Annotated in this window: 10 protein-coding genes; all 10 read left to right on the top strand. The window is 61.8% G+C overall.

The window, feature by feature from the left end; genetic code table 11:
• Positions 1–73: 73 nt before the first annotated feature.
• Positions 74–550, top strand: a complete 477-nt coding sequence (locus MBTS_RS11875) for a hypothetical protein (RefSeq protein WP_192215747.1) — start codon at positions 74–76, stop codon at positions 548–550.
• A complete protein-coding gene (locus MBTS_RS11870; RefSeq protein ID WP_192215746.1) occupies positions 547–2787 on the top strand; it encodes a phage/plasmid primase, P4 family in 2241 nt (746 codons plus the stop codon). Before MBTS_RS11875 ends, MBTS_RS11870 begins: the two co-directional genes overlap by 4 nt.
• A gap of 344 nt (positions 2788–3131) precedes the next feature.
• On the top strand, positions 3132–3776 hold the full coding sequence (locus MBTS_RS11865; protein WP_192215745.1) for a terminase small subunit: 645 nt from the start codon (positions 3132–3134) through the stop codon (positions 3774–3776).
• The gene (locus MBTS_RS11860; protein ID WP_192215744.1) at positions 3763–5535 is read left to right on the top strand and encodes a phage terminase large subunit family protein; all 1773 of its coding nucleotides are present in this window, start codon (positions 3763–3765) and stop codon (positions 5533–5535) included. Before MBTS_RS11865 ends, MBTS_RS11860 begins: the two co-directional genes overlap by 14 nt.
• A gap of 198 nt (positions 5536–5733) precedes the next feature.
• Positions 5734–6339, top strand: coding sequence for a hypothetical protein (locus MBTS_RS11855; RefSeq protein WP_192215743.1), 606 nt, complete (start codon positions 5734–5736; stop codon positions 6337–6339).
• A 3-nt stretch (positions 6340–6342) separates the two neighbouring features.
• Entirely contained in the window at positions 6343–7746 is a 1404-nt protein-coding gene (locus tag MBTS_RS11850; RefSeq protein WP_192215742.1) for a phage portal protein, read from the top strand.
• Positions 7742–9613 (top strand): prohead protease/major capsid protein fusion protein, encoded by a 1872-nt coding sequence (locus MBTS_RS11845; RefSeq protein WP_373321345.1) that lies wholly within the window; start codon positions 7742–7744, stop codon positions 9611–9613. The genes MBTS_RS11850 and MBTS_RS11845 overlap by 5 nt, the downstream gene beginning before the upstream one ends.
• On the top strand, positions 9610–9828 hold the full coding sequence (locus tag MBTS_RS11840; protein WP_192215741.1) for a phage head-tail joining protein: 219 nt from the start codon (positions 9610–9612) through the stop codon (positions 9826–9828). Before MBTS_RS11845 ends, MBTS_RS11840 begins: the two co-directional genes overlap by 4 nt.
• Position 9829: 1 nt before the next feature.
• Entirely contained in the window at positions 9830–10159 is a 330-nt protein-coding gene (locus MBTS_RS11835; RefSeq protein WP_192215740.1) for a DUF2190 family protein, read from the top strand.
• Positions 10160–10343: 184 nt separating this feature from the next.
• Positions 10344–11393, top strand: a complete 1050-nt coding sequence (locus MBTS_RS11830) for a tyrosine-type recombinase/integrase (protein WP_192215739.1) — start codon at positions 10344–10346, stop codon at positions 11391–11393.
• The last annotated feature ends 93 nt before the right edge of the window (positions 11394–11486 follow it).

Below are 11486 nucleotides of genomic sequence, written 5' to 3'. Positions count from 1 at the left end.
CCGCTGATTAAGAGTCTCGTCCTTAGGGTCTGAAAACACTGCGCTTTTTCTCCGAACAAGGAGGAAAGCAGCGATGAAGCGTCAATGGGTTACGAGGAAAAATCCGACCGGAAATCGACCGCCTGGGATCAGAAATGGAAACGCCGCTCTGGGGGTTGGAGCCCAGAACGGCGAGATCAAAGGCGTTGAGAAGACAGCCCGACAGAAGTTGTATCACACCGGCAAAGACGAGCAAGCCGGATCGGTCGATAGGGTCGTGGAGGCTGACCGGCTCTTCTTCGCCCGTCATCTCGGCCGCACCTGTCGAGTCCGCATCGCATCGGCAGCCGAGATCGCCGAGTTCGGTGCGAGCGTGCTGCCGTTCGGGCTGCGATGGTTCGTCGTGGTGCGTCAGGTTCAACCCGGTGCGCGCCTGCGGGTGCTGTTCCCCTCGCAAGCCGACGACGAGACCGACGTAACCGAGGCGCGCTGCGTCGCGATCTACGAGGCCGTCAGAGGCGTCGGTTGCGAATGCCTTGCAGCCTTTGTTCGCGGGGAGGCGCTGTCATGAACGCGCCGCTTCAATCGGATCTCAAATCCCTCACCCTCTACCGTCTGGCGGACAGTCGTCGGTGGGTCTCGTGGCTGACGCAGGATCGTAACGGCAAGCCAACGAAGGTCCCTTACGGGGTCTCAGGACGGCCGGCGAAGGCCAGCGACCCGACGACGTGGCTGACGAAGCAGGAAGCCGCTGCACAGGCTGGCAAGGCCCGTGGGAGACAAGGAGGCGTCGGCGTCCAGCTTGGGCTTCACGACCAGGTGCTTATCGGCGGTATCGATCTCGACTCATGCCGGGATGCAACGACAGGCGAGCTTCTCCCATGGGCAGCCGAGATCGTCCGTCGTTTCAACTCCTATTCGGAAGTCTCGCCGAGCAATGTCGGCGTGAAGCTGTTCTTCCTTTGCCGGTCATCGGATCTGCCCGCCGCACAGACGATGCTAGGCGGCAAACTTGGGAAGTCGTGGTCAAAGGGCAACCATTGCGAGATCGCTCTGTACCTAGGCGGGCGCTACTTCGCGGTGACGAGCGAAGGCATCAATCCTCAAACCTTTGGCTCAGATCCGATCGGCCAGTTCGACGACCTGCGACTCATCGAATTGTCCGACCTGCGATGGCTGATCGAGTCTGCCGGTCCCGCCTTCATCGGCACGTCGACTTCTCCCGTGGATACATTGTTCGACGTGTTTCCGTCGTCACCCGCCAAGAGCGATCACCCGGCTGCGAAAGGCGACACGTCTCGCAGCGGTCGGGCCTATGCCGTCGCCTGCGAGATCCGGCGGCATCGCGGCACGGTCGAGAACTTCCGTTCTGCCATCGAAAAGGATGCCGACTTGGCCGAATGGGCGAAGGACGATCGGCAGTTCAAACGCACCTGGGACAAGTCGAGCGGCGCGGTAGGAGAGGCATTCAGCTTCACCGAGGACGGCGTTGCCCGCAACTTCGCCGCACTACATGGTGATCGTCTTCGCTACTGCCACACAGCCAGCAAATGGCTCGCCTGGGATGGGCAGCGATGGCGTCGGGAAGAGACGCAGCTTGCCTTCGATTGGTGCCGCGAGACCTGTCGCGCCATGCTGGCGGACGATCCGAAGAACAGGGATGCCAAATCGCTGTCGCGTGCCTCATCGGCTAGCGGCGTTGAGAGGTTTGCCCGTGCTGATCGTGTGTTCGCGGTCGAGAGTAGTGTCTGGGATCGTGATCCGTGGCTTCTCTGCACGCCCGGCGGCACGGTGGAGCTTCACACGGGCGTTCTGCGTCCCGGTCGCCAAGAGGACATGCTCACGAAGTCGACTGCCGTCGCTCCGATACCGCTCGATCGGTTCGATGCGGAGCGGGACTGCCCGACATGGATAAGATTCCTTCGTGAGGCCCTGGCGGACGATGACGGCGCGATCCGCTTTCTCGCTCAATGGGCAGGCTACAGCCTGACCGGCGACACGCGGGAAGAATCCCTGCTCTTCGTCCATGGACCCGGCGGTAGCGGCAAGAGCACGGCTGTGAACGCTCTCGGCGACATCATGGGCGACTATTGCACGAACGTCGCAACCGAGACCCTGAGCGCATCCAAGTTCGATCGGCACCCGGAAGAGATCGCCCGTCTACGGGGCGCACGAATGGCGCGGGCATCCGAGACCGAACAAGGCCGCGCGTGGGCGCAACAGCGCATCACGGCGATGACCGGCGGCGACACACTCACAGCCCGATTCATGCGGCAGGACTCTTTCGAGTTCAAACCGGAATTCAAGCTGACGATCATCGGCAACCATCGGCCGGCGATCCTCGACGTGGATGCCGCCGTGAAGCGCCGATTCAACGTCCTCCCGTTCGATCACAAGCCCGCACGGCCCGACGACACGCTGAAGGCACGATTGCGCGCGGAATGGCCCGGCATCCTCTCATGGGCGATCCTGGGATGCCTCGACTGGCAAGAGAATGGGCTCGTTCGGCCCGAAGTCGTGATGGCGACCACGCAGGCATACTTCGAGACGCAGGACACGTTCCAACTTTGGATCGACGATTGCTGCGAAGTCGGGAAACTCGTCGCTTCGACGACCGAGGAGCTTTGGAATTCGTGGTTCAACTTTGCCCATCGGGCGGGTGAAGATCCCGGCTCGAAAACGAAAACCTTCCCCGATCGGCTGCAACAGCGCGGCTTCACGCCAGTGCGGAACACTGCTGCCGTCCAGGGGCGCGGGTTCAAAGGGATCACGGTCAAACAGGGAGGCCGAGATGCCCTGTTCGACTGATTTGCGTCGGGCGATGCTCCCTAACCCATTGGAAATGCTCAATCTGCGTCGGGTACGTCGGGTGGTTGGAATGACCTTCCACTGCCGGCCACTGCCGGGTTCTGCCGGCTTGTTCGAACGAACGTATACGCGTGCAGGCGCGCGCACCCCTGATGGGATCTCTCGAACTTCCCGGCAGAACCCGGCAGCGGCCGGCAGTGAGGCGTCTTCGTGCCCGGCTACCGCGTGCCTCGTCGGCCCTGAACCTGAAACATCTTGGGTCCCTCTGCCCGCATGCCGCCTGCGGGGGCGAAGAGCCGCTCAAAGTCATTTTCTTCGAAATTTCAAGAAAGGGCGCTCGTCCGATGTTTGATCCTGCCGTCTATGACGTGATCGGCGTCATTCCTGGGGACACTGAGGCCCTTTCAAACGCTGCAAACGTGCCTCAGACGTTCCACCTGACCGCTTGGGACGTGATCGGCGACGAAAGGGACGCCCCTGAGGCCCCTTCGTCCGATCCAGACGACCGGACTTGCCTGGACGCGGCGAAGGCCGTCAGCGGGCCTCTAGTGAGCGGTCCCGATCTCGCTTCACTTTTGGGCCTCAACGTCCGCACGCTCAACGATCTCGCGTCGCGTGGCATCATCGTGAAGCATGGGCGCGGCGAGTTCGATCGTGACGCCAGCGTGCGGTCGTACATCGACCATCTCCGCACCGTCGCTGCCGGTCGAACGACGACGGTCAGCCTCACAGACGAGCGAACCCGGCTGGCACGCGAACAGGCGGATGCGCTCGAATTCAAGAATCAGGCGGCGCGGCGAGAACTGATCCCAGCGAAACAGGTCGAGACCGAATGGGCATCGATCCTCCGCGACCTACGCGCATCGCTTCTGTCGATCCCGTCACGGGTCCAGCAACGCTTGGGCACGCTCCCGCAGGCCGATGTTTCAGTTTTGGATCGTGAGATCCGCGACGTGCTGACGGAGTTGGGCGGCGATGCGCGCGATTGAAGAGGTCCGCCGTCGCGCCTTTCGGGCGCTGATCCCGCCGCCCCGCATGCCGTTATCCGAATGGATCGAGCGCGAGATGCGCCTGCCCGAAGCCGTGTCCGCGCTGCCCGGCCGCGTTCGTCTGTGGCCGTATCAGCGGGAGATCGCCGACGCGATCACGGACCCTGCCGTTGAGCGCGTGTCGCTGGTCAAACCGGTTCGCGTCGGATTCTCAACGATTCTGTCGGGCGCCGTTGCGTCCTACGTCGCCAACGAACCGTCTCCGATTCTGGTACTTCTGCCGACCGAAGCAGATTGCCGCGATTACACGGTGTCCGACCTAGAACCAATATTCGAGGCAACCCCTTGTCTTCATGGGCTGCTTTCCGCCGAAGCAGACGAGACCGGCCGCAATACACTCTCGTCCCGACGCTTCCCCGGCGGTTCACTGAAGATCGTAGCCGCCAAATCGCCGCGCAACCTGAGACGGCACAACGTCCGCATCCTGCTCATGGATGAAGTCGACGGGATGGAAGTCAGTAAGGAAGGCGATCCGATCACCCTCGCTGAGCGACGCACCCTTAGCTTCGCAAACCGAAAGATCATCATGGGCTCGACGCCCGTGCATGAGGAAACGTCGAATGTCCTCCGCGCCTATGCCCAAAGTGACGCGCGGGTCTTCGAAGTGCCCTGCAAGCTGTGCGGAAGCTTCTCGGAGATCCAATGGGCACACATCGAATGGGCTACCGGTCGGCCTGAGACGGCGGCTTTCCGCTGCCCGCACTGTGAAGAAATCGTTGACGAGAAGTATAAGCCCGAAATGGTCGAGGCCGGTCGTTGGCGGGCGACGAGACCGGAAGTCAAAGGTCACGCAGGTTTCAGACTGAACGCCCTCGTCTCGTGTCTGGCGAATGCCTCATGGGCAAAACTCGCCACGGAATTCGTCGCTGCAACCGGGCATCCCGACAAGCTTCAAACCTTTGTCAATACGATCCTCGCCCAAGGATGGCGGGAGTCAGCAGAGGAGCTTGACGAGGCCGGACTTGCCTCGCGCCGTGAACGGTTCGGCTTAGATGAGATCCCGGCACCGATCCTCATGGTGACGACAGGCATTGACGTTCAAGATGATCGACTTGAGTTAACGTTCCTCGGACATTCGCGAACCGAGACCTTTGTACTTGCCCACATGGTGATATGGGGAAGCCCGCTCGACAACACGACTTGGTATGAACTCGACGAACTGTTGAAAAGCCGTTGGCCGCATCCTCTGGGCGGAACGATCGGTGTCGACGCTGCCGTGATCGACTCCGGCGACGGCGGTGTGACCGATGCCGTCTACGGCTTCACGCGCCCGCGCTTCAATCGGAAGATCATGTCGGGCAAAGGTGTTTCAGGCTTCCAGCGACCGGCTATTCAGAAGAGCCAAGCGAAGGGCGTTCCACTATTCCTCGTCGGAGTCGATGCGCTGAAGGCGCAGCTATTGTCTCGTCTGTCGAGAGGTCGAGATATTCGCTTCAGCGACAGTCTTGAACCGCGCTACTTCGAAGAGCTTACGTCAGAACGTCGGGTTGTTCGATACCGAAGCGGACGGCCCGAACGGGTGTTCGAACGAATATCCGGCCGACGAGCGGAGTGCCTTGACTGTTTCGTCTACGCCATCGCGGCGAGAGGTCTGTTGACGCTCGATCCTGATCGGCGAGAAGCAGAACTCTCGCAGATCGTCGTCTCCAAGAAGTCCAGCAATACCATTCGCTCGGCGTGGCTAGATCGAAGAGCCTAAAAATGAACTAGCCCGGACACCTTTTTAGGGGCGTCCGGGCTTCATTTGTTGCAAAACAAACAAGGAAGACATAGCAGGATGGCAATCCGCCGTGCCGAAGACTGTACTGCACTAAAAAAACCGATCCGGCAATAACCGAATTTTGTATCTTCGGTTTGAATCTTCGGTTAGAAGCGGTCAGCGATAGGAGCGACCGAAATGACCGACCACGAAAGCGATCCCAGGATTCCCGTACTGATGACCGGCGACGAGCCGGGGCCGTATTTCACGGTCGGCGAGATCGCGAAGGAGATTGAGGCCGACGGCGTACCTTTCTCCGTCGCCCGGTCGCGTGTCGTTTCGTATGCGAACAAGCGCCTGATCCACGTTCGGGCGCCTGGTGGTAGCGTCGGCAAGGCGAACATGTTTGCTCTGCCTGATCTCGCAACCGCGAAGATCCTTTCGAATATTCAGGACTTAGGTGTAAGCGATACTGAAGTTCTGCAGCACGCCAGCTTGCAGGCTTACGCTTATTGCGGCGAGAAGCAAATCGAAGCGGGCGTCGGGCGATACTATCCGATGAGCCAAGCCCTCCGTGAAGTGTTCAAGGGTGAGCATTGGGTGCTGCAGATCGAGTTTCGTCGTCATGTCGAAACTCAGGAACGCTTCATTAATACTGCATTCGGAAATGTAAACTTCAGTCCCATCTGGCGCCGGCCCGAATTGCGAGGCACGACTGATATCGTTCCTGTTGGATCGATTCAGTGCGTCGTCTCGCACGCCCTCATGTCTCTTCGTCGTCACGTCTTCCCGGCAGGCAACTAAGCCATGGGCGCGCTGGCCGGCCTCAAGCAACTCGCGACCCGTCTTCTCGGCGGGCCGTCCCAGGTGCGCAGCTTCGACGCGGCGGGCGGCGGGCGGCGCTGGGACCGTCGTCAGTCGTTCGGTCCTATCGGGCCGGAGGTTCTGGCGGCTGCCGGGCCTGTCCGCAGTCGATCGCGCTACATGGGGGGAAACAACGGTTGGGCCGTTTCTGGTATCAACGCGCTGGTGACCGCCCTCGCCGGGACCGGCATCGTCCCATCGGCTGCCCATGCCGATCCTGAGATCCGCCGACAGCGCAACGCCCGTCTCACCGCATGGGCAGCCAACGCCGATGCGGACGGGCTGACCGATTTCTACGGCATCCAGGCAGCCGCCGTCCGGGCGATGATCGTCGACGGCGAAGCGTTCATCCATCTAGAACTCACGCCTGCAGGTCTACGGCTCAGGCAGATCCCGGCCGAGATGGTCGACGAAAGTCATACGCTGGAACTCGGCGACGGTCGCCGGATCGTCGCCGGGATCGAGTTCGATGCCCATGGGCGGCGGGTCGCCTATCACGTCCTGCAAGGTCGACCGACAGATCTCTATGCGACCTACGCGCCGCCCGTGCGTATTCCCGCCGAAGACGTGATCCATCTGTTTCAGCCCATGGGCGCGGGTCAGGTGCGCGGCATCTCTTGGTTGGCGCCCGTCCTGCTGAATCTGTCGGAGAACGATCAGCTTCAAGACGCTTTGCTTGTGGCTGCCAAGATCTCCGCGATGCACGCCGGCTTCCTCTACGACCAGAACGGCACAGGCACCGCATTCGAGGGTGATCAAGCCGGCAACATCTTGGAGGCGGGACTAGAGCCCGGCACGCTAAAGGTGTTGCCGTCCGGGTATGACATCAAGTTTTCTTCGCCTCAGCAAGTCCAGCAGGCAATCGAACTCTCGCAGTTGGGCCTTCGTGCTGTCGCTGCTGGTCTCGGCGTGCCCGAACATCTTCTAACGGGCGACCTTCGCGGGGCAAATTACAGTTCCCTCCGTGCGGGCCTCGTCGCTTTTCGTCAGCGCATCGAGCAGATCCAGTACCAGACCGTCATACCGCAAATGCTCAATCCGATCTGGCGCCGTGTCATGACGGTAGCGATTCTTTCGGGTGAGATCGAGCCCGACGAAGAGCTTGGCGTCGACTGGTATCCCCCGGCGATGCCGTGGGTCGATCCTTTGAAAGACGCCGAGGCGACGCAGGCGATGCTTGCGGCCGGTCTGATGTCGCGCCGCCAAGCCGTGGCAGCCCTTGGATACGATGTCGAAGTTCTGGACGCCGAGATCGCGGCCGACCGGGAGCGCGAGCGAGCTTTGGGCCTGACCTTCGTCACCGTCGCAACCCCTGCCAAACCGAAGGAACAGACCGTTGCTGATTGAAACTGAAACATCGTTCGAACCGTCGCTGACGCGATCGAGTTCGGCAGACCCGCAAGATCCGCTGCTTGTCAGACGGGCGCCCGTTCGCGCGAACTCGTTCGATGAGGCGACCCGCACCGTCACCGCCGTGATCAGCACGGGCGCTGCAGTCCGTCGCCGGGATCAGCGTGGGACGTTCCTCGAAAGCCTTCAGATCCAAGGCTTCATTCCCGCGACCTTGCATGGCGTGCCCGTGCTCGATTCGCACCGTCAGAACGGCGGGCGCGATGTCATCGGGATCATCACACGGGCCTGGATCGAGAATGGCGAACTGCTCGCCTCGATCCGGCTGAGCGCCGCCGATGACGTGGCCTCGATCGTCCAGCGCATCGCCGAAGGCACGCTGCGAGGCGTCAGCGTCGGATACCGCGTCGGCACATGGCGCGACGGTACGGACCCGGCAACCGGCGAGCGCACTCGCACCGCCACGGCCTGGACCGTCCATGAAGTTTCCTTCGTCCCCGTCCCGGCAGATCCGGGCGCAACCGTGAGAAGTGCAATGCCCGACATCATCGAGAACACCGAAAGCTTGCCGACGCCGGTCCCGGCTCCCGATCCTCGCATCGCAAACCGCGCGGCAATCCGTGGCATCGCCCTACGGGCCGGTCTTCCGACCGATTGGGCAGATGCTCAGATCGACGCCGACGCCGACGTGAACTCTGCCCGTGCCGCCGCTTTCGAGGCGATGCAGGCACGCAACGTCGGGCCGATCCGCACGCAACAGAACGGCCCATCGGGCGACGACCCTGCCGTGATCCTGAGCCGCCGTGCGGATGCCGTCGCAGCCCGCGTCATGGGCACGGCCCCGCCCGACCACGCCCGCGCCTTCATGGGCGACCGTCTGACGGATCATGCCCGCGCCATCCTCGCCCTTCGCGGTTTCAGCATGGTCGGCATGGATCAGGACACGCTTCTCCGGGCGGCGATGCACACGACCTCCGATTTTCAGAATCTACTGACGGGCGTCGGCGCGCGGACTCTGTTGCCGGCCTACACGGCAGCCGAGTCGCAGTTGAAGAAGCTCGCCCGCAAGAGCCTGCTCACTGACTTCCGCCGTGCAAGCCGCCTCCGTCTCGGCGAGGTCGGGCCGTTGCAGAAAGTAACCGAGGCCGGCGAGATCAAGCATACAACGCGCGGCGAGGCTGTCGAAGGGCTGGAACTCGATACCTATGCTTCAATGTTCTCGCTGTCGCGCAAGGCCATCATCAACGACGACTTGGGAGCATTTCGCGATTGGGGCGAGGCTGCCGGCCGGGCTGCCGCCGAGACCGAAGCCCTGCTTCTCGTCAGTCTTCTGACGGCTGCCAACGGGGCCGGTCCCGTGATGGGCGACGGTCGGACGCTGTTCCACGCCAGCCACGGCAACGTCGGTGCTGCATCGGCGCTGGACAGCACGACCCTGTTGATTGCCGCCCTGGACGCCTCGCGGCTTCAGATGCGGATGCAGAAGGGCACGGACGGTAAGACGCCCATCAACGCGGCCCCGAAGTTCCTCGTCGTCTCGGCCGAACTCGAAACGCTGGCGGAACAGGTTCTCACCTTGCTCGCCGCGCCGGATGCCTCGTCCGTCAACCCATTCGCCGGCCGTCTGACGCTTCTGGTTGATCCCCGCCTGCCCGAGGGTAGCTGGTACGTCTTCGCAGATCCGGCCGTCCTGCCCGTCCTCGAAATCGCCTACCTGTCCTCCGCTCAAGGCGTTCAGGTGTCCTCTCGCGAAGGGTGGGACGTTCTCGGCGTCGAGTTCCGCGCGGTGCTCGATTTCGGCGCGGGCGCTCTTGATTGGCGCGGTGCGAACCGGACGCCGAAGACGCCGGGTAGTCCGCTGTGACGATCTCGCTCGCCCAACTCCACGTCTATCGAGAAAAGCTGATCGAAGCCCGCATGGGCAGCGTCCGCGAGTTCGAAGACCAGAACGGCGAGCGGGTCGTCTATCGATCCGACGCCGAAATCGCTCAAGCGATCATCGCAGTAAATCGCGAGATCCAGAGCTTCGACAGACGGTCGCCGACCGCGATCATTTTCAGAACATCGAAAGGACTTTGAGATGAAGAACCATGTCCAACGGGGTGAGAACATCACCTTGCTCGCGCCCGTCAGTGTTCTTTCGGGCAACGGCCTGCTCGTCGGCGCTATGTTCGGTGTCGCGGCCGGTGACGCCGCTATCGGCGAAGATCTCGACTTGGTGACGGTCGGCGTTTTCACGCTGCCGAAGGTCTCCGCTCAGGTGATGGCTGTGGGTGATCCCCTTTATTGGGATGCGGCCGCGAAGCTCGTCACCAAGACGGCATCGGGCAACACGAAGATCGGCGTCGCTGTCGAGACCGTCGCCGCTCAGAGCGGCACGGTCGCCGTCCGCTTGAACGGTTCGTTCTAAGCCATGCCCCGCAAGCGGCCGACCTTCAGCCAAACCGACCTCACCCGCGCCCTCAAGGCGACGAAGGCGGCTGGATTGAAGGTCGGCCGTATCGAACTCACGGATGACCGCATCGTGATTCACTCGGCTTCCGATGCCCCGGCCGGACCTGATTCGACGTATGATACATGGAAGGCAAAGCGCGATGCGCGTTCGGCTTAAGGGCATCAATTCCAAGACGAAAGTGCTCAGCGACGGCACGAAGCGCACCTATTGGTACGCATGGAAGGGCGGTCCTCGACTTGAAGGAAAGCCCGGAACAGCCGAATTCGTCGCCAGCTACAATGCAGCGGTATCGAGGAAGGCAGAGCCTGCCCGTGGAACGCTTCTCGCGGTCATGAACGACTATCAGGCGAGCAACGATTTTCGGGATCTGAGCGAATCAACGCGCCGTGAGTACATCCGATACATCAAAGTGATCGAACTCGAATTCCACGATTTCCCGGTTGAGGCCCTGACGGACAGACGCACGCGCGGCGACTTCCTCGCATGGCGCGACCGGCTTGGGCTGAAGTCGCGCCGAGGCGCTGACTATGCCTGGACCGTCTTGGCGCGCATCCTCTCATGGGCTCTAAATCGCGGGGCAATCCCTGTGAATCCCTGCGTCGCGGGCGGTCGGCTCTACCGGGCGAATCGCCGTGCGAATGTGTGGACGGCCGCCGACGAGGCGGCATTCCTATCCAGCGCGCCCGCGCATCTAAAACTTCCTCTGATCATGGCCCTCTGGACCGGACAGCGACAGGGCGATCTTCTCATCCTTCGATGGGCAGCATACGACGGCGGGCGAATCAGACTCCGCCAGAGCAAGACGGATGCGGCGATTGATATCCCGGTCGGCGCCCCCTTGAGGGAAGCTCTTGATGCGACTGAGCGAAAGGGCACAACGATCCTCCTCAACTCGAAGGGGCAGCCTTGGACCAGTGACGGCTTCCGTACCTCATGGCGGAAGGCGTGCGAGGCTGCCCATGTGACTGGACTGACTTTCCACGATCTTCGCGGGACTGCCGTGACTCGCCTCGCCGTTGCAGGATGCACGCAACCGGAGATCGCGACAATCACGGGTCATTCGCTTCGTGACGTGGGCTCAATCCTCGATTCGAGCTACCTGAATCGAGATCCGGCGATGGCAGATTCGGCTATCCGAAAGCTCGAAGCCGGGGCATTATCACCCGACCGAGCGCCCGACCGGCGCTAACCGGTCTATCTGAGATTTGAGAAAGTGTAGTGATTTCAGCGAGATATTTGGTGGGTGCACAAGGGTTCGAACCTTGGACCCGCTGATTAAGAG

Source organism: Methylobacterium bullatum, assembly GCF_014845095.1.
Taxonomy (GTDB): domain Bacteria; phylum Pseudomonadota; class Alphaproteobacteria; order Rhizobiales; family Beijerinckiaceae; genus Methylobacterium; species Methylobacterium bullatum.
The sequence above is the reverse complement of the archived record's forward strand: the minus strand, read 5'-3'. Positions and strand labels throughout refer to the sequence as shown.